The organism is Micromonospora sp. NPDC023814 (assembly GCF_040639595.1).
Classification (GTDB): domain Bacteria; phylum Actinomycetota; class Actinomycetes; order Mycobacteriales; family Micromonosporaceae; genus Micromonospora.
In genome coordinates, this window is the sequence record NZ_JBFAAF010000026.1 from 24,442 (window position 1) to 42,279 (window position 17,838).

At 75.6% G+C, this 17,838-nt stretch carries 16 protein-coding genes and 1 pseudogene; 10 read left to right on the top strand and 7 right to left on the bottom strand.

Annotation, left to right across the window (positions count from 1 at the left end; genetic code table 11):
- Window positions 1–61 precede the first annotated feature (61 nt).
- The 5 genes from AB0G14_RS16170 (at window position 62) to AB0G14_RS16190 (ending at window position 6,868) form a co-directional block, all read left to right on the top strand.
- Entirely contained in the window at window positions 62–967 is a 906-nt protein-coding gene (locus AB0G14_RS16170) for a fructosamine kinase family protein (RefSeq protein ID WP_357697955.1), read from the top strand.
- Window positions 964–1,977, top strand: coding sequence for a GTP 3',8-cyclase MoaA (gene moaA / locus AB0G14_RS16175; protein WP_357697957.1), 1,014 nt, complete (start codon window positions 964–966; stop codon window positions 1,975–1,977). The genes AB0G14_RS16170 and moaA overlap by 4 nt, the downstream gene beginning before the upstream one ends.
- A gap of 101 nt (window positions 1,978–2,078) precedes the next feature.
- Window positions 2,079–2,315, top strand: a complete 237-nt coding sequence (locus tag AB0G14_RS16180; protein WP_357698062.1) for a MoaD/ThiS family protein — start codon at window positions 2,079–2,081, stop codon at window positions 2,313–2,315.
- Window positions 2,316–2,328: 13 nt separating this feature from the next.
- The gene (locus AB0G14_RS16185) at window positions 2,329–3,573 is read left to right on the top strand and encodes a metallophosphoesterase (RefSeq protein ID WP_357697959.1); all 1,245 of its coding nucleotides are present in this window, start codon (window positions 2,329–2,331) and stop codon (window positions 3,571–3,573) included.
- 100 nt (window positions 3,574–3,673) lie between these two features.
- Window positions 3,674–6,868: a UvrD-helicase domain-containing protein gene (locus tag AB0G14_RS16190; RefSeq protein ID WP_357697961.1), complete on the top strand. Its 3,195-nt coding sequence runs from the start codon at window positions 3,674–3,676 to the stop codon at window positions 6,866–6,868.
- 13 nt (window positions 6,869–6,881) lie between these two features.
- On the opposite strand, the gene AB0G14_RS16195 is transcribed toward AB0G14_RS16190, so the two are convergent.
- Entirely contained in the window at window positions 6,882–7,628 is a 747-nt protein-coding gene (locus tag AB0G14_RS16195; protein ID WP_357697963.1) for an A24 family peptidase, read from the bottom strand.
- A 10-nt stretch (window positions 7,629–7,638) separates the two neighbouring features.
- Window positions 7,639–8,667, bottom strand: a complete 1,029-nt coding sequence (locus tag AB0G14_RS16200; RefSeq protein ID WP_357697965.1) for an EamA family transporter — start codon at window positions 8,665–8,667, stop codon at window positions 7,639–7,641.
- 394 nt (window positions 8,668–9,061) lie between these two features.
- Here AB0G14_RS16200 and AB0G14_RS16205 point away from each other — a divergent pair.
- The 3 genes and pseudogenes from AB0G14_RS16205 to AB0G14_RS16215 form a co-directional block, all read left to right on the top strand.
- Window positions 9,062–9,529: pseudogene (locus AB0G14_RS16205) on the top strand (hypothetical protein); the annotation flags it as partial.
- A gap of 590 nt (window positions 9,530–10,119) precedes the next feature.
- Window positions 10,120–10,548, top strand: a complete 429-nt coding sequence (locus tag AB0G14_RS16210) for a hypothetical protein (RefSeq protein WP_357698064.1) — start codon at window positions 10,120–10,122, stop codon at window positions 10,546–10,548.
- A gap of 150 nt (window positions 10,549–10,698) precedes the next feature.
- A complete protein-coding gene (locus AB0G14_RS16215; RefSeq protein ID WP_350702516.1) occupies window positions 10,699–11,940 on the top strand; it encodes an ATP-binding protein in 1,242 nt (413 codons plus the stop codon).
- A 20-nt stretch (window positions 11,941–11,960) separates the two neighbouring features.
- On the opposite strand, the gene AB0G14_RS16220 is transcribed toward AB0G14_RS16215, so the two are convergent.
- A complete protein-coding gene (locus AB0G14_RS16220) occupies window positions 11,961–12,506 on the bottom strand; it encodes an N-acetyltransferase (RefSeq protein ID WP_357697968.1) in 546 nt (181 codons plus the stop codon).
- Between the two features lie 168 nt (window positions 12,507–12,674).
- Between AB0G14_RS16220 and AB0G14_RS16225 the strand changes: the two genes are divergently transcribed.
- Window positions 12,675–13,220, top strand: a complete 546-nt coding sequence (locus AB0G14_RS16225) for a DoxX family protein (RefSeq protein WP_357697971.1) — start codon at window positions 12,675–12,677, stop codon at window positions 13,218–13,220.
- 215 nt (window positions 13,221–13,435) lie between these two features.
- Window positions 13,436–14,878 (top strand): glycosyltransferase 87 family protein, encoded by a 1,443-nt coding sequence (locus tag AB0G14_RS16230; protein WP_357697973.1) that lies wholly within the window; start codon window positions 13,436–13,438, stop codon window positions 14,876–14,878.
- Window positions 14,879–14,893: 15 nt separating this feature from the next.
- Here AB0G14_RS16230 and AB0G14_RS16235 read toward each other — a convergent pair whose 3' ends face one another.
- The 4 genes from AB0G14_RS16235 to moaC form a co-directional block, all read right to left on the bottom strand.
- On the bottom strand, window positions 14,894–15,391 hold the full coding sequence (locus AB0G14_RS16235; RefSeq protein ID WP_357697975.1) for a molybdenum cofactor biosynthesis protein MoaE: 498 nt from the start codon (window positions 15,389–15,391) through the stop codon (window positions 14,894–14,896).
- Entirely contained in the window at window positions 15,388–16,647 is a 1,260-nt protein-coding gene (locus tag AB0G14_RS16240) for a molybdopterin molybdotransferase MoeA (RefSeq protein WP_357697977.1), read from the bottom strand. Before AB0G14_RS16240 ends, AB0G14_RS16235 begins: the two co-directional genes overlap by 4 nt.
- Window positions 16,648–16,745: 98 nt before the next feature.
- Window positions 16,746–17,216 carry a MogA/MoaB family molybdenum cofactor biosynthesis protein gene (locus AB0G14_RS16245; protein WP_357697979.1) on the bottom strand — a complete coding sequence of 157 codons (471 nt, stop codon included), beginning with the start codon at window positions 17,214–17,216 and terminating at the stop codon, window positions 16,746–16,748.
- Window positions 17,213–17,704 carry a cyclic pyranopterin monophosphate synthase MoaC gene (gene moaC / locus AB0G14_RS16250; RefSeq protein ID WP_357697981.1) on the bottom strand — a complete coding sequence of 164 codons (492 nt, stop codon included), beginning with the start codon at window positions 17,702–17,704 and terminating at the stop codon, window positions 17,213–17,215. The genes AB0G14_RS16245 and moaC overlap by 4 nt, the downstream gene beginning before the upstream one ends.
- Window positions 17,705–17,838: the final 134 nt, after the last annotated feature.

The window sequence follows — 17,838 nt, forward strand, 5'->3', positions numbered from 1 at the left end:
TCACCGGGAAACCTGCGGCGTGAACGACGCGCGGTGAGGGTGAAGCGGCTACGTTGCCGTCATGGATCTGGCGTACCTGCGGGCGCATCCGGAGCACCTGCCGACCTTCCTGACCCACCAGCGGATCCGGGAGACGCCCGTCTCCGGCGGCGACATCTGCGCCGCCTCCCGGCTGACCCTGGACGACGGCCACTCCGTCTTCGCCAAGACCTGGCCGGAGGGGTCCGGCCGGTCGCTGCCGGAGGGTTTCTTCGCCGCCGAGGCGGCGGGCCTGCGCTGGCTGCGCGAGGCGGGCGCGGTCGCGGTGCCGGAGGTGGTCGTGGCGCTGCCGGAGCTGCTGGCACTCGACTGGGTCGAGCCCGGCGAGCCGACGCCCGAGGCGGCCGAACGGTTCGGCCGGGAGCTGGCGGGGCTGCACCGGGCCGGCGCGCCGGCCTTCGGGGCCGAGTGGGCCGGGTTCATCGGGGCCCTCCCGCAGGACAACACGCCGGACGACGGCCCGTGGTCGCGCTGGTTCGCCGAGCGCCGGCTGGTCCCCTACCTGCGCCGCTCGGTCGACGGCGGCGCGCTGACCGGCGCGGAGGCCGGGCTGGTCGAGGAGGTCGTCGACCGGATCGGCGAGTTCGGCGGGGACGAGCCGCCGGCCCGCATCCACGGCGACCTCTGGCCGGGCAACGTGCTCTGGGGGGCCGACGACCGGGCCTGGCTGGTGGACCCGGCGGCGCACGGCGGGCACCGGGAGACGGACCTGGCGCAGTTGGCGCTCTTCGGCGGCGCGCCCCACCTGGACCGGATCCTCGCCGCGTACGCGGAGGCGTGGCCGCCGGCCGACGGGTGGCGGGAGCGGGAGCCGCTGCACCAGCTCCACCTGATGCTGGTGCACACCGCCCTGTTCGGTGGGGCGTACCGCGATGCGGTCGCCCGCACCGCCCGGTCGGCGCTGGTGCGCGCTACGGTCGACGGGTGAACGCCGCCCCACCGACCGATGGCGTCCTCGTCGACCGGTACGGCCGCGTCGCCCGGGACCTGCGCGTGTCGCTGACCGACAAGTGCAACCTGCGCTGCACCTACTGCATGCCGGCCGACGGGCTGCCCTGGCTGGCGGGCCCGCAACTGCTCGACGACGACGAGATCGTCCGGTTGGTCGGGGTCGCGGTGCGGCGGCTCGGGGTGACCGAGGTGCGGTTCACCGGCGGGGAGCCGCTGATCCGGCCCGGGCTGGTCGGCATCGTGGCCGCCGTGGCGGCGCTGGAACCGCGTCCCCGGATCTCCCTGACCACCAACGGCATCGGGCTGGACCGGCTCGCCCCCGCGCTGCGCGCCGCCGGGCTGGACCGAGTGAACGTCTCGCTGGACACCCTGGACCCGGAGCGGTTCGCCCGGCTCACCCGGCGCCGGCGTCTCCCCGACGTGCTGGCCGGGCTCGCCGGAGCCACCGCCGCCGGGCTGACCCCGGTCAAGGTCAACACGGTGCTGATGCGCGGCGTCAACGACGACGAGGCGCCCGCGCTGCTCCGCTTCGCCCTGACCCACGGCTACGAGCTGCGGTTCATCGAGCAGATGCCGCTGGACGCCCAGCACGGCTGGGACCGCGACACCATGGTCACCGCCGCCGAGATCCTCGCTCGCCTGAACGGCGAGTTCGCCCTGACCCCCGACCCGGCGGAACGCGGCGCCGCCCCGGCCGAGACCTGGCTGGTCGACGGCGGCCCGGCCCGGGTCGGCGTGATCGCCAGCGTCACCCGGCCGTTCTGCGGCGACTGTGACCGCACCCGACTCACCGCCGACGGGCAGGTTCGCGCCTGCCTCTTCGCCACCGAGGAGTCCGACCTGCGCGGCGCGCTGCGGGCCGGGGCGGACGACGACGAACTGGCCCGGCGCTGGCGCACGGCGATGTGGGGCAAGCGGGCCGGGCACGGCATCGACGACCCGGCCTTCCTCCAGCCGGCCCGGCCGATGTCGGCCATCGGAGGATGACCGTGACCGAACCGACGCGGCCGGCCCGCACCGGGACACCGGCCCAGGCGGACACGGCCCGCACCGGGACACCGGCCGAGGGTGCCGACGTCGAGGCGTCGCTGACCGTCCGATACTTCGCCGGGGCGCGGGCCGCCGCCGGCCGGCCCGAGGAGACGGCACCCGGCGGCTGCCTCGACGAACTCGTCGTGGGACTCGCCGAGCGGCACGGCGAGCAGCTCGCCGCCGTGCTGCGGGTGGCGAGTTTCCTGGTCGACGGCGTGACCTGCCATGATCGTCGGGCACCGCTACCGGCCGGGGCCACGATCGACGTCCTGCCCCCCTTCGCGGGCGGCTGAGGGAGGCGCACACATGCTGGCGGCACTGGCCTTCGTGGCCACCATGGCGCTGATCACCGGCCTGATCCACCTCTACCTCTGGAAGCGGCTGGTGCGCGACACCACCACCCCGGGGCGTTGGCGGCGGATCGGCGGGATCACCGCACTGGTGCTGGCGCTGCTCGTACCGGCGACCATGGCCGGCACCCAGGCGGGCCTCTACTGGCTCGCGTGGCCGGGCTACCTCTGGCTCGCCGTCATGTTCTACCTGTTGGTGCTGCTCGTGGCGCTGGAGGTGCCGATGGTGGTGGCCCGGCTGGTGCTGCGCCGCCGGGTCGTCGCCGCGGAGCCCACCGCCGCCGCGCCCGAGCCCGCCCTGGTCGGCGCGACGGGGCCGGCCGATCCGCCGGCCGCCGACGCGGTCGCGCAGCCGGACCACGACCCGGCCCGCCGGTTGCTGCTCGCCCGCGGGGCGGCGATCTTCGCCGGGCTCACCGCGACGGGCCTCACCGGGTACGGCATCCGCACCGCGCTCGGCCCGCCGCGGCTCGACCGGGTGCAGATCCCGCTCGCCAAGCTCCCCCGGAGCATGGACGGCCTGCGGATCGCCACCGTCTCCGACATCCACCTCGGCCCGCTGCGCGGCCGGGCCCACACCGAGCGGATCGTCGCCGCGATCAACCGCCTGGACGCCGACATCGTCGCGGTCGTCGGCGACCTGGTCGACGGCTCGGTGGCCGAGCTGGGCGAGGCGGCCGAGCCGCTGCGCCGCCTGCGCTCCCGGCACGGCAGCTACTTCGTCACCGGCAACCACGAGTACTACTCCGGCGTCGAGGAGTGGGTCCAGGAGGTGGACCGGCTCGGGCTGCGGGTGATGCAGAACGAGCGGACGGAGATCCAGGCCCGGGGCGGCGTACTCGACCTGGCCGGGGTCAACGACGTCACCGCCGCCGGCACCGGGCTGGCCGCCCCGGCGGACTACGCGGCGGCGCTCGGCGACCGCGACCCGAGCCGCCCGGTGGTGCTGCTCGCCCACCAGCCGGTGGCCGCGGTGGAGGCGGCGAAGTTCGGCGTCGACCTCCAGCTCTCGGGGCACACCCACGGCGGCCAGATGGTCCCGTTCAACCTCCTGGTGAAGCTCCAGCAGCCGGTGGTCTCCGGCCTCGGCGAGGTCGACGGCACCCAGGTGTACGTCACCAACGGCGCCGGCTTCTGGGGCCCGCCGGTGCGCGTCGGCGCGGAGCCGCAGGTCACCCTGGTCGAGCTCCGCGCCCGCTGACCCATAGCGCGGGGCAGACGGCTTGTCCAGCACCGGACGCTCAGGTCACGGGTCTGCGTGGCGACCGGCGGGTAATCGAGCGGGCGTGACAGGATGCGGCGTGCCTCCGTTCAGCGCCGCACCCTCCGGTGGCCTCCCGCCATTCGTCGCGGATCTGCACATCCACTCGAAGTATTCGCGCGCGTGCAGCCGCGATCTCACCCTGCCCAACCTCGCCTGGTGGGCTCGGCGCAAGGGCATCGGCGTGCTCGGCACCGGCGACTTCACCCACCCCGCCTGGTACGACCACCTGCGCGAGACCCTGCACCCCGCCGAGCCCGGCCTGTACCGGCTCAGCCCGGAGGCGGAGCGGGACGTCGCCCGCCGGCTGCCGCCCCGGCTGGCCAGCGAGGCGGAGACGGACCCGGTCCGCTTCATGCTCAGCGTGGAGATCTCCACGATCTACAAGCGGGACGACCGCACCCGCAAGGTGCACCACCTGATCTACCTGCCCGACCTGGACGCGGTGGCCCGGTTCAACACGGCGCTCGGGCGGATCGGCAACCTCGGCTCGGACGGCCGGCCGATCCTCGGCCTGGACTCGCGGGACCTGCTGGAGATCACCCTGGAGGCCAGCGCCGACGGCTACCTGGTGCCCGCGCACATCTGGACGCCGTGGTTCTCCGCGCTGGGCTCGAAGTCCGGCTTCGACGCGATCGCCGACTGCTACGCCGACCTCGCCGACCACGTCTTCGCGGTGGAGACCGGCCTCTCCTCCGACCCCGAGATGAACTGGCGGGTCGGCAGCCTGGACCGCTACCAGCTCGTGTCGAACTCGGACGCCCACTCGCCGCCCGCCCTGGCCCGGGAGGCCACCGTCTTCGCCACCGCCCGGGACTACTTCGCCGTCCGGGACGCGCTGCGCACCGGCGACGGGCTGGCCGGGACCATCGAGTTCTTCCCCGAGGAGGGCAAGTACCACGCGGACGGGCACCGGCTCTGCGGGGTCAACTGGTCCCCGGAGCGGACCCGGGCCGCCGGCGGGCGCTGCCCGGAGTGCGACAAGCCGCTGACCGTCGGCGTGCTGAGCCGGGTGGAGGAGCTGGCCGACCGTCCGGCGGGGCACCGGCCCCCGCACGCCAGGGACGTCACCCACCTCGTGCCGCTGGCCGAGGTCCTCGGCGAGATCAACAAGGTGGGCGCCCGCTCGAAGAAGGTCGAGGGGAAGCTCAACGACCTGCTCGCCGCGCTCGGCCCGGAGCTGGAGATCCTCACCACCACCCCGCTCGACGAGATCGGCCGGGTCGGCGGGGAACTGCTCGCCGAGGGCATCGGCCGGCTGCGCCGGGGCGACGTCCGCCGGGTCCCCGGCTACGACGGCGAGTACGGCGTCATCACCCTGTTCGACCCGGCCGAGCTGGGCGGCGGCGCGGCGACGGCGCAGGAGACCCTCTTCGACGTACCCGTGCCGGCGCAGCGCACCCCCGCGGAGCCGGCGCCGAAGCCGCGGGCCAAGCGCCCGGCGGTGGCCAAGGCCGAGCCGAAGCGCAAGGCCGCGCCGGCCACGCCGCCGCCCCCGATCGCGCCGGCGCCCTCGCCGCACGAGCCGTTCGAGCCGATGCTCGCGGGCATGGAGGAGGTCGGCACCGGCCTGCTGGACCGGCTGGACGCGATGCAGCGGGTGGCCGCCTCCGCGCCCGGCGGGCCGCTGCTCATCGTCGCCGGGCCCGGCACCGGCAAGACCCGGACGCTGACCCACCGGATCGCCTACCTCTGCGCCGAGCTGAACGTCTTCCCGGAGCAGTGCCTGGCGATCACGTTCACCCGGCGGGCCGCCGAGGAGCTGCGGCACCGCCTGGACGGCCTGCTCGGGCCGGTCGCCGAGGACGTCACGGTCGGCACCTTCCACTCGCTGGGCCTGACCATCCTGCGGGAGAACGCCGACGCCGCCGGCCTGCCGGCGGACTTCCGGATCGCCGACGACGCCCAGCGGGCGGAGGCCCGTGCCGAGGCCGGCGCCGACGACGCCGGCTACGCGGCGCTGCTGCGCAAGCAGGACCTGGTCGACCTGGACGAGCTGCTCACCCTGCCGGTCGCGCTGCTGCGGGCCGACCGGAAGCTGGTGCAGCGCTACCGGGAGCGCTGGCGGTGGATCTTCGTCGACGAGTACCAGGACGTCGACGAGGTGCAGTACGAGCTGCTGCGCCTGCTCAGCCCCGCCGACGGCAACCTCTGCGCGATCGGCGACCCGGACCAGGCCATCTACTCCTTCCGGGGCGCCGACGTCGGCTACTTCCTGCGCTTCTCGCAGGACTTCACCGACGCCCGGCTGGTGCGGCTGAACCGCAACTACCGCTCCTCGGCCCCCATCCTGGCCGCCGCGGTGCAGGCGATCGCGCCGTCGTCGCTGGTCCGGGGCCGCCGGCTCGACCCGGCCCGGCTCGACCCGGAGGCCCCGCTGGTCGGCCGCTACCCCGCGGCCTCCGTCGCCGACGAGGCCGACTTCGTCGTACGCACCATCGACGAGCTGGTCGGCGGTCTCTCCCACCGGTCGCTCGACTCGGGGCGGATCGACGGCCGGTCGACCTCGCTCTCCTTCTCCGACATCGCGGTGCTCTACCGCACGGACGCGCAGGCCGCACCGATCGTGGACGCGCTGGCGCGGGCCAACATCCCGGTCCAGAAGCGCTCGCACGACCGGCTGCGGGACCGGCCGGGGGTGGCGGCGATCGCCCGCGAGCTGCGGCACGCGGACGGGCTCGACGGCTCGCTGGCCGCCCGCGTCCGGCTGGCCGGTCAGGTGCTGGCGGAGCGCTTCGCCGTGCCGACGCTGGACGGCGCCGGCGCGGTCCGCCCGGAGGACGTCCGGGCGGCGGTCGACCTGCTCACCCCGCTGGCCCGCCGCTGCGGCGACGACCTGCCGCTGTTCCTGTCCCAGCTCGCCACCGGCGCGGAGGTGGACGCCCTCGACCCGCGCGCCGAGGCAGTCACCCTGCTCACCCTGCATGCCGCGAAGGGGCTGGAGTTCCCGGTCGTCTTCCTGGTCGGCGCCGAGGACGGGCTGCTCCCGCTGCGCTGGCCCGGCAGCACGCCCGACGACGACGCGATCGCCGAGGAGCGACGGCTCTTCTTCGTGGGGCTGACCCGGGCCCAGGACCGCCTGTACGTCACCCACGCCGCCCGCCGCAGCCGGCACGGCAACGAACGCGAGTGCTCCCCGTCGCCGTTCCTCGACGCCATCGACCCGGGCCTCTTCGAACGCTTCGGCGAAGCCCAACCCCGCCGCCCCCAAGACCGCCAACTCCGCCTCATCTGAGGAAACGCGCGGGTCAGGGGGTGAGGGTGGCGAGCCAGGCGCCGGCGAGGAGGGCCGGGCCGAGTGGGAGAGGGGTGTCCCGGCACACCCTGCCGGCGGCCAGCAGGGCGAGCACCACCACGCCGTTGAGCAGGTGCGGCAGGAGCAGCCCGAGCGCCAGCGGCGACCAGCCCAGCCAGCCGAGCGGCAGGCCCAGCACGGCGGCGAGCTTCACGTCGCCGAAGCCCAGCCGCGAGCCGGGCAACAGGGCCAGCAGCGCGTGCGCGGCGAAGCAGAGCGCGGCCCCCGCCACCGCGCCGAGCAGCCGCTCCGGGGCCCCCGTCAGCAGCGCCGCGCCGGTCAGGCCGACGGCGACGACCAGCGCGGCCGCGCCCACCAGCGGGTCGGGCAGCCGCAGGCAGGCCAGGTCGACCACGGCCAGCACCAGCCCCACCGCCGCCAGCCCGAGGAAGGCCGGCAGGACGGGGTCGCCGCCGAGGGCCGCCGCGAGCCCGGCGAACACGACCGCGCCCACCACCGCCCCGGCGACCGCGCCGAACCCGGTGGACGGGCTGATGCCGGCGGCCCGGGCGGGGGCCGGCGGCCCACCGCGGTCGGCCGGCCGACCCGGCTGGCCCGTCGCGACGGACGCCACTGCCCCGACGGCGGGCCCGGGCCGGATCGACGCCGGTCGGCCCGTCCAGCGGCGGGCGACCCGGAGCGCGGCGAGGCCGGCGACGCCGCCGAGCAGCGCCGCGCACGCCACCAGCCCGCCCGACACGGGCCGGACGCTACCGGCGGGACGGCTCCGGCGCGGTCCCCTGGGCAGGACGTCGGGGTCTCTCGGTGCTCACGACGAGGGCGACCCCGGCGACGATGACCGCGCCGCCGAGCAGCACCTGCGCGGTGACCGGCTCCGCGACGAACAGCGCGCCGAGCGCCACCGCGACCGCCGGGTTGACATAGGCGTACGTCGCGACCAGCGAGATCGGGGCGTGGTGCAGCAGCCAGACGTACGCGGTGAAGGCGACCAGGGAGCCGGCCAGCATCAGGTACGCGAGCGCGAGCCACGACCGGCCGGTCACCTGGCCCGGGTCGAAGCCGCTCAGCTCGCCGCGCCCCACGGCGAGGACGGCGAGTGCCGCCGCCCCGGCGAACATCTCGTAGACGGTGGCGACGAACGGGTCGGCGGGCATCCGGATCCGTCCGGAGAGAAACGAGCCGATCGACCAGCTGGCGGCGCCTGCGACGATGGTCAGCGCGCCGGCGAGCGGTACGGCGTCCGCCCCGCCGGTCGGCAGCACGAGCAGCACCAGGCCGACGAAGCCCAGCGTCACCCCGGCCAGCGTCCAGAACCGGGGCCGGTCGCCCGTGGCCGTACGCAGCAGCACCACCAGCAGCGGGACGGTGGCCACGAGCAGCGCGGCGGTCCCGGAGGGCACCGCGACGCCCGGCGGGCCGGACTCGGCGAGCACCACCAGCCCGTTGCCGCCGGCCAGCAGCAGCACCCCGACCAGCGCGGCCGAGCCGAGCTGCCGCCGGTCGACCCGCAGCGCGCCCGGGCCCCGGCGCAGCCGCAGCACGATCGCCAGCACCAGACCGGCGGCGGCGAACCGGGCGGCCGCCGAGCCGAGCGGCGGCATCGACTCCACGGCGATCCTGATGCCGAGGTAGGTGGAGCCCCAGACGACGTAGACCAGCAGCAGGGCGGTCCAGACCAGGGCCGGCGTGGCGGCGGCCGCCCGACGCACCCCGGCGCCCGGGACGGTCCCGGTGGACGGCTCGGCGGCCGGTGACGGAATCGGTGGGCGTGGTCTCATCGGTGGACACGCTACGGTGGCCTGGGCGTCGGCGTCCCTCGTTGGTGGCCGGCCTCTCACCACTCACGCGGGAGAGACGTGCATGGCGAACTACGGACCACCACCGGGTCGGGGGGACCCGGCACCGTGGCGTGGGCGGCAGCCGGACGAGGCGTACGGCCCGTCGGCCGCCTCGCCCGGGCGCGGCGGGTGGGACGATCCGCACGCCACGTACCCACCGCCGGAGCCCGGGTACGGCGGCCAGCCGTACCGGCGGGGCAACCCGGGTCACGGACCGGGGCCGTACCAGCAGGGGGCACCGCCTCCCGCCTACGACCACGGTCCCGCCGCGCCGCCGTACGCCTCCTGGCCCGGCTCCGCGACCCCCTCCCCGTACGCGCCGGGTGCCACGTCGCCGCCGGAACGCCGGCGCGCCCGGGGGCCGGTGGCCGCGGTGCTGACGGCGGTGGCGGTACTGGTCCTCGTCGGCGGCGCGGCGGTGTTCTACCTGCTCGGCCAGGACGACGAGGCGCCGCTGGCCACGCCGAGCGGGCCGGCGCCCATCGCCGGTTCCGGGGTGCCGGAGGCACCCGCGAGCGCCCCGGCGCCCAGTGCCCCGGCACCCGAGTCCTCCACCGACCCCCGCTTCGTCGAGGCGGGGCAGTGCGTACGCAACGACGGTCCGACCGGCGGCAAGCCCAAGCTGCTGGTCAGTGACTGCGGCCCGCAGACGTACGAGGTGCTACGCCGGATCGACGGCGCGACCAGCGGCGAGAAGGACGCCGCGGCCAAGTGCGCCAAGGTCGACGGCTACACCAACTGGTATTTCTTCGACAGCGAGCTGGACACCCTCGACTTCGTGCTGTGCCTCAAGCAGCGCTGAACCACCGCACCCCTGGGGAAGAGATGACAACCTACGGATCACCCGGCCAGCCGGACGACCCCTACCAGCGCCCGGCCGACAATCCCGGGGGCCTGCCGCCCATCGACCCGACGCTGCCCCAGTGGGGGCAGCCGCCGGCGGCCGCCGCGGAGCCGCCTCCCGCCCCGCAGTGGGGCCAGCCGCAGCCCGGCGGCGAACCGCCGTCCGCCCCGCAGTGGGGCCAGCCGCGGCCGGGTGGCGAGCCGCCCGCCGCCCCGCAGTGGGGCCAGCCCGGCCCGGCCGCCGAGCCGCCGACCACGCCGATGTGGAGCCAGCCTCCGGCCCCCGGACCGGCCTACCCGCCGCAGCCCCCGACCTCCGGGTCGGGCTACCCGCCGCCGCCCACCTCCGGGGCCGGGTATCCGCCCCCGGCGGGGGGTCAGCCGTCGGCGGAGCAGGGTGGCTATCCGCCGGCCGGGCCGTTCCCGCCCGCCGGCCCGACGCCCGCGCCGGCGCCCGGCGCCCAGTGGGGCGCCCCGCCGCCGGCCCCCGGCGGGTACGGGACGCCGCCGCCCGCTCCGCCGGCGAAGAAGGGCGGCGGGAAGATCGCCCTGATCATCGGCCTGGTGGTGGTGCTCCTGCTCTGCCCGTGCCTCGGGATCGCCGGCTGGGCGTTCTGGCAGGCCGGCGAGGACGACGGTCCGTCGATCTCGGCCCCGGCGACGACCGCTCCCGCGGATCCGACGGGCGAGCCGACCGACGAGCCCAGCGCGGCGCCGAGTTCGGCGGAGCCGAGCCCGAGCGAGGACGACGACGACGATTTCGCCAAGGGCGACTGCGTGGTCAACGACGGCACGTCCACCGACGCCGAGCTGCGGAAGGTGCCCTGCGGCCCCAACACGTACGAGGTGCTGCTGCGGATCCCGGGCACGAGCGACGGTGACAAGTGCAAGACCCGGGCGCCGAAGTCGACGGCGAACTACGTGCACGACAACTCGGTGGACTTCCTCGACTACGTGCTCTGCCTGAAGAAGCGCTGATTACCAAAACTAGGGCTGTCTAGCATGGGCGCTAGACAGCCCTAGTTTTGTCTCGACGCCGGATCCGGCTTCCGCCGCGACCCGACACGCCGGTAGCCCCATCTACGGATGTCTAGCCCCGCAGCTAGACGGCCCGATACTGTGCGATGCGTGGATCCGGTCCGCAACCCGTACGCTCCGGGCGCCGGCCAGCGTCCGCCCGAGCTGGCCGGGCGGGGGCGCGAGCTGGACGTCTTCGACGTCGTGCTGGAGCGCATCGCCCGCGGGCGGCCGGAACGCAGCCTGATGCTCACCGGCCTGCGCGGGGTCGGCAAGACGGTGCTGCTCAACACCCTTCGGTCCCAGGCGATCAACCACCTCTGGGGCAGCGGCAAGATCGAGGCGCGACCGGACCAGTCACTGCGCCGCCCCGTCGCCGCCGCGCTGCACATGGCCGTCCGCGAACTCGCGCCCCGGCACCGCGCGCCGGACCGGATCGACGCCTTCCTCGGCGTGCTGAAGGCGTTCGCCCAACGGTCCGCGCCGACCGGTCGCGGCGGCGCCGCCCCGAAGCTGCGCGACCGGTGGCAGCCCGGCATCGACGTGCCCGCCGCCAGCGGCCGGGCCGACTCCGGCGACATCGAGATCGACCTCGTCGAGCTGCTCACCGACGCCGCCGCGGTGGCCGCCGACGTCGGCACCGGCATCGCCGTCTTCATCGACGAGATGCAGGACCTCGGCGCGGAGGACGTCTCCGCGCTCTGCGCCGCCTGCCACGAGCTGTCCCAGCTGGGCGCGCCACTGATCGTGGTCGGCGCCGGGCTGCCGCACCTGCCGGCCGTGCTCAGCGCCGCCAAGTCGTACTCCGAGCGGCTCTTCCGCTACCAGCGCATCGACCGGCTCGACCGGATCGCCGCCGACCAGGCGCTCTGCGCGCCCGCCGAACGCGAGGAGGTCGAGTACGAGCAGAAGGCGCTCGACCTGCTCTACGAGAAGTCCGGCGGCTACCCGTACTTCGTCCAGGCGTACGGCAAGGCGACCTGGGACCACGCGCCGCGCTCGCCGATCACCGCCGCCGACGTGCGGGTCGCCGCGCCGGAGGCCGAGGCCGAGCTGGCGGTCGGCTTCTTCGGCTCCCGGTTCGAGCGGGCCACCCCGGCCGAGCGCGAGTACATGCGGGCGATGGCCACCCTGTCCCTGGTCGAGGGCGAGGTCGACGGCGGCGGGCGGGACGACATGGACGCCGCTGTCCCGACGGCGGAGATCGCCCGCACCCTCGGGCGCAAGCCGGCCAGCCTGTCCCCAGCCCGGGACGCGCTGATCAAGAAGGGCCTCATCTACTCCGGCGAGCGCGGCACGGTGGCCTTCACCGTCCCCCACTTCGGCCGCTACCTGCGCACCCAGCCGGCCTGACGGGCGGGGTGGGCGCGGGGTCAGACCTTCGACCAGGGCGGGGGGAAGAGGACCTCGCCGCGCGGTGGTGGCCCTTCGCCGCCGGTGGTCGGCGGGAGCACCAGCGCCTGCCAGGGGTCGCCGAGGCCGGACCAGGGGCTGGTCAGCCCCATCCGGTCGGCCCTGCCGAAGCCGAAACGGTGGTAGTAGGACGGGTCGCCGAGCACGACCACCAGCCGCTCGCCCAGCTCGGTGGCGGCGTCGAGGCCAGCCTGGACCACCGCCGTGCCGAGCCCGATCCGCCGCCGGTGCGGCGCGACCGCCACCGGGCCGAGGGCCAGTGCCGGGGCGGTGGCGTCGTCGGACCTCACCCGGACCCGGGTGAGCAGGGCGTATCCCACGACCTCGCCGCCGTACTCGGCGACCATCGCCAGCTCCGGCAGCCAGGCGTCGCTGCCGCGCAGCTCGTCGACCAGCCCCACCTCGGGCGGCGTGGCCACGTCGGGCCGGGCGAAGGCGGCGGCCAGCACGCGACGGACCGCGCCGGTGTCGGCCGGGTCCTCGGGTCGCAGCCGCAGCGTCGTCACGCGGGGGACGTTACCCCTCGTCGGCGGTCCATCAGCGACGGTCGCTCGAATCGGCGTGGCGCGACCTCGCCGGGTCGGCGTGGCGACCGGCCCGGGGAGGTCCACGTGGGCCGATCCGGATCGGCGGTTGCGGGGGTAACCGGGCCGGTGACGGGGTATGACTGACCCATGAAACCCGTACGCTCCCTCGCCCGCGCCATGTTGAGCGGCATCTTCGTCGTCAGCGGGTTGCACAACTTCCAGAACCCGGGGCGGCTGGTCCCGGCCGCGAAGCCGGTGACCGACCGGGTGACCCCGCTGCTCGAGAAGGCCGGCCCGCGTATCCCCACCGACACGGAGACGCTGATCCGGGTCAACGCGGTGGTGCAGGTCGGCGCCGGGCTGATGCTCGCCACGGGCAGGTTCGCCCGGCCGGCCGCGCTGGTCCTCGCCGGCACGCTGGTCCCGGTGACCCTCGCCGGGCATCCCTTCTGGAACAACGACGACCCGGGAGCGCGGAACAACAACCAGATCCACTTCCTGAAGAACATCGGCCTCTTCGGCGGGCTGCTGCTCGCCGCCGCGGACACCGGCGGCAAACCCGGCCTGCGGTGGCGGACCGGCCACCGGATCGGCCACTCCCGACGTTCGGTGCAGCGGGCCGTCCGTACCGCCCGCAGAGAGGCCCGGATCGCCGTACGATCGGCAGCGACGGCCCGACGACTCCCCGGCTGACCTGCGTCGATACCTCCCCTCCGCCGGCCCACCACCCGCCAACGCCACGAATCACCTGAACCACCCGGTAGGCGTTAACGCGGTGGAAATGTCAAAAACATGTGTGGGATCGGACACGGTCGCATAACGCGGGAGGCATTAACGTGAGGCGCCGTTCTAGGCTCCGTACCGGACCTGGACGGGTAGGACGACCTTGGTACGGGGGTGGCCACGCCATGCCGGCGACCGTCGGAAGACGGGTGGACCGCCTCGCCCCAGTCCGCCGCGTAACGCGTGGGATCGATCGTAGGACAGTCGTACGGACCGGCGTCGTGGCCGCCGTCGCCTATGCCGCATGGCTCGCCATCGGCGCTTTCGGGCGGCCGTACAACTTCTTCGACATGAAGATCTACCACGGCGCGGTGGTGTGGTGGGCGAGCGGTCACGAGCTCTACGAGTTCATCGCACCCGGCACCACCCTGGGTTTCACCTACCCGCCGTTCGGCGGCCTGGTCATGCTGCCGATGGCGCACCTGCCGGTCGAGCTGGCCGGGATGGTCAACGCGCTCGCCAGCATCGCCGCCCTGGCGGTCGTGCTCGCCGGTCTGCTCCGCCCCATCGTCGACCGGCTCGGCTGGCCGCTCCCGTTCACCGTGGCGATCGCGACGCCGCTGGCGGTCGCCATCGAGCCGGCCCGGGAGACCCTCGGCTACGGCCAGGTGAACCTGCTCCTCTTCGCACTGATCATGGCCGACCTGATCGGCCTGCGCTGGCGGTCCCGCCGGGGCACCCACGTCGCCGAGACCGACGGCCCGCTGCTGCGCTTCGTCTACAGCGGCGCGTGGGCCGGCGTCGGCATCGGTCTGGCCACCGCGGTCAAGCTGACCCCGGCCCTGTTCATCGCCTACCTGATGATCACCCGACAGTGGCGGGCGGCGGCCACCGCGGTCGGCACGGTGATCGCCGTGACCCTCGGCTCCTTCGCGGTCGTCGGCACCGAGTCCCGGGCCTACTTCGGCGGCGTGCTCTGGCAGACCGAGCGGGTCGGCGCCGCCGACATGACGCCCAACCAGTCGCTGGCCGGGCTGCTGGCCCGGCTCTACGACTCGATCGAGACGCCCGGCCTGCTCTGGCTGTCGTTCGCGGTGCTGATGCTGGCGCTCGGCCTGTCCCGCGCCGCCAACGCGCGCGCCGACGGCGACGAGCTGACCGCGTTCACGCTGGTCGGCCTCACCGCCAACGTGATCAGCCCGATCTCCTGGACGCACCACCTGGTCTGGGTGATCCCCGCGATCATCGTGCTGGCCGACGCCGCCGTACGCCGCCGGGACGCCAGCCGCGGGCTGGCCCAGCGGGCCGGCCAGGGCGCGTACGGCGGGCTGCCGGGGGTCAACGGGCTGCGCCCGCCGATCTGGTACCCGACGCTGACCGGGCTCCGGCACGGCGTCGCGGCGATCGGGCTCTACCTGCTCTTCCTGGTCTCCCCGATCTGGCCGTACGAACACCAGCTCCCCGAGGTGTCGCACTACCAGGACGGCCTCTTCGGCGCCCTGATGGAGAACTCGCTGGCGCTGGCCCTGATCGTGCTCGTCGCCGCGCTGCCGTGGCGCCCCGGCGCCGAGCCGGCCTTCTACGGCGACCGGATGGGCCGCCAGGCCGCGCTCGGCGTCCGCCGCTGAGGGGTGGGCCGCCCGTCAGGGGCAGTTCACCCACTCCTCGGTGCCGTCGGCGAACACCTGCCGCTTCCAGATCGGCAGCCGCGCCTTGACCTCGTCGACCAGCCGGGCACAGGCCGCGAACGCGGCGGCCCGGTGGGCGGTGCTGACCGCCGCGACCAGGGCCACGTCGCCGATGGCGAGCGGGCCGATCCGGTGCGACACCGCGACCGCGTACACGTCCGGTTCGGCGGCGATCTCGGCCGCCACCTCGCGCAGCACCCGCTCGGCGCTCGGGTGGCCCTCGTACTCCAGGCTGGTCACCGCGCGGCCGTGGTCGTGGTCGCGGACCACGCCCTGGAACGACACCACCGCGCCGGCCCGGCGGTCCGCGACCGCCGCCTCGTGCGCGGCCAGGTCGAGCGGCCGGTCGGTGACCTCGCCGAACGTCGTGGGCGGGTGCTCGGTGGCCGAACTGAGCGTCGTGGGCCGGTGGTCCGGGAGTCGGCCTGACGCGTCGGTGGTCGGCGCGGTCACCACGCACGCTCCCCAGGCAGCAGCGGCAGTGGCACGACCGGCACCCGGTCACCGGGCTCGCCCGAGGTGCCGGGGCGGATGACGGCGAAGCCGTCCGCGCCGGCCAGCCCGCGCAGCATCGCCGAGCCGACGTGCCGGACCGGGTGGGCGGTGCCGGCGGCCCGGTCCAGCCGGACCAGTGCCAGGTGGGTGTACCGCCCCCGGCCGGGCACCGGCTCGGCGAGCGTGGCGTGCGGCAGCACCGGCATCGGGCGGCCCGACAGGCCGGCCAGGAGCGGGGCGACCAGCGAGACCAGGGCGATGATGGCGGACTGCGGGTTGCCGGGCAGCCCGGCGACGAACCGGACCCGCCCGTCGGCGTCGGTCAGCCGGGCCAGCAGCATCGGGAAGCCGGGCCGCACCGCGACCGTGTTGACCACGTAGTCGGCGCCGAGCGCCTCCAGCGCGGGGTGCAGGTGGTCGACCGGGCCGTGCATCGTGCCGCCGGTGGTGCAGACCAGGTCGGCGGTGGCCAGCGCGGCGCGCAGGGCCGCCACGTGCGCGGGCAGGGTGTCCGCCACCGGTCCCACCACGTCCGACGGACGCACCACGCAGCCGTACCGGCGCAGCCACGCCGGCACCGCCGGCCCGAGCGCGTCCCGGACCCGGCCGGCGGCGGGCGGACCGGCGGTCAGCAACTCGTCGCCGAAGACCAGCAGCGCGGCGCGCGGCTGCCGCCGCACCAGCAGGCTGTCGTGCCCGCAGGAGGCGGCCAGGCCGACCAGCGCCGGGTCCACCGGCGTGCCGGCGGGGACCAGTTCCTCCCCGGCGTACGCCTCCTCGCCGGGCTCGCGCCACTCCGGCGCGGGCCGCGGCGTGCCGTCGACCAGGCCCTCCGGCGTACGGCGGGACTCCTCCACCCGCAGCACGGCGGTGGCGCCCGCGGGCACCATCGCGCCGGTGGCGATCTCGACGGTCGTCCCGTCGTCGGTCAGCGGCGCCGGGGTGCTGCCGGCCAGCGCCCGCCCGACCGGGCGCCACGGGCCCGCCCCGCGCACCGCCCAGCCGTCGACGCTGGAGGTCGGAAAGGCGGGCAGGTCCGTACGCGTGGTCAACGGCTCGGCGAGGGTGTGCCCGTCGATCTCGGCGAGCGGCCGGCTCACGGCGGGGAGCGCGGCGGCCAGGCCGACCGCGTACACCCGGGATCGGGCCTCCTCCCAGCCGGCCGGCGGGGGCGCGGCGACTGGATCGGCGGCCGGTGCGGTTTCCGTGCTCACCGGCCGAGCCTAGCCGGTGCGGGGTGTCGGTCGCCCCGTCACCTGCACCACTCCCGGTGCCCCGTCGAGCGGGCGGCCGGGATCGACGTGGCGGGGTGTCAGTGGTCGCCGCCGCGGAGCTGGTCGACGGCGTGGGCGAGGATCGGCCCGAGCACGGCCAGACCGTCCCGGGCCCCGCCGGTGGAGCCGGGCAGGTTGACCACCAGCATCCGGCCGGCCACGCCGGCGAGCCCGCGGGAGAGCGCGGCGGCGGGCACCTTGTCGCGGCTGTGCGCCCGGATCGCCTCGGCGATGCCGGGGACCTCGTAGTCGAGCAGCGCCCGGGTCACGTCGGGGGTGCGGTCGGTCGGGTTGATCCCGGTGCCGCCGCTGGTCAGCACGACGTCGACCCCGTCGGCCACGGCGGCCCGCAGCGCCTCGCCCACCGGCTCGCCGTCGGGCACCACCACCGGATCGTCCACCTCGCAACCCAGCTCGCGCAGCCCGGCCACGAGCAGCGGCCCGCTGGTGTCGGCGTACACCCCCGCGGCGGCCCGGTTGGACGCCACGACCACCCGCGCCCGGATCACGGCCGGTCCTCCGGGCGGACCCACTCGCCGGTCTTGCCGCCCTCCTTGCGTAGCACCCGGACGGCGTCGACGCTCGCCGCCGGGTCGACCGCCTTGACCATGTCGACCAGCGCCAGCCCGGCGACGGCCACCGCGGTCAGGGCCTCCATCTCCACCCCGGTGCGGTCCGCCGTCCGCGCCGTGGCGGTGATCTCGACGGTGTCGCGGGTCAGCGTCAGGTCGACCGTGACGCCGTGCAGGGCGATGGGGTGGCAGAGCGGGATCAGGTCGGGGGTCCGCTTCGCGCCCATGATGCCGGCGAGCCGGCCGACCGCCAGCGCGTCGCCCTTGGGCAGCCCGTCGCGGCGCAGCAGCTCGACCACCTCCGCAGTGGTGCGGAGCCGGCCGGCGGCGACGGCCAGGCGGCCGGTGACGGCCTTGGCGGAGACGTCGACCATGCGGGCCGCGCCCGCCGGATCGACGTGGGTGAGCTGCGCGGAATCGGTCACGGCCGCGAGCCTATCCGTCGTACGGCGCGATCGTCGGCCACGGCCCTGTGTCGGTGTCCGTCCCCGACCCCGCGCCGCTGCGTGGGGACCTGCCGTCCCTGGCCGACCGGGTTCCGGCCCGGGCAGGAACTCAT

Coding starts and splice junctions, on each gene's coding strand:
- AB0G14_RS16170 (WP_357697955.1), top strand. CDS start 62: ATGGATCTGGCGTACCTGCGGGCGCATCCGGAGCACCTGCCGACCTTC.
- AB0G14_RS16185 (WP_357697959.1), top strand. CDS start 2,329: ATGCTGGCGGCACTGGCCTTCGTGGCCACCATGGCGCTGATCACCGGC.
- AB0G14_RS16200 (WP_357697965.1), bottom strand. CDS start 8,667: ATGAGACCACGCCCACCGATTCCGTCACCGGCCGCCGAGCCGTCCACC.
- AB0G14_RS16225 (WP_357697971.1), top strand. CDS start 12,675: ATGAAACCCGTACGCTCCCTCGCCCGCGCCATGTTGAGCGGCATCTTC.
- AB0G14_RS16230 (WP_357697973.1), top strand. CDS start 13,436: ATGCCGGCGACCGTCGGAAGACGGGTGGACCGCCTCGCCCCAGTCCGC.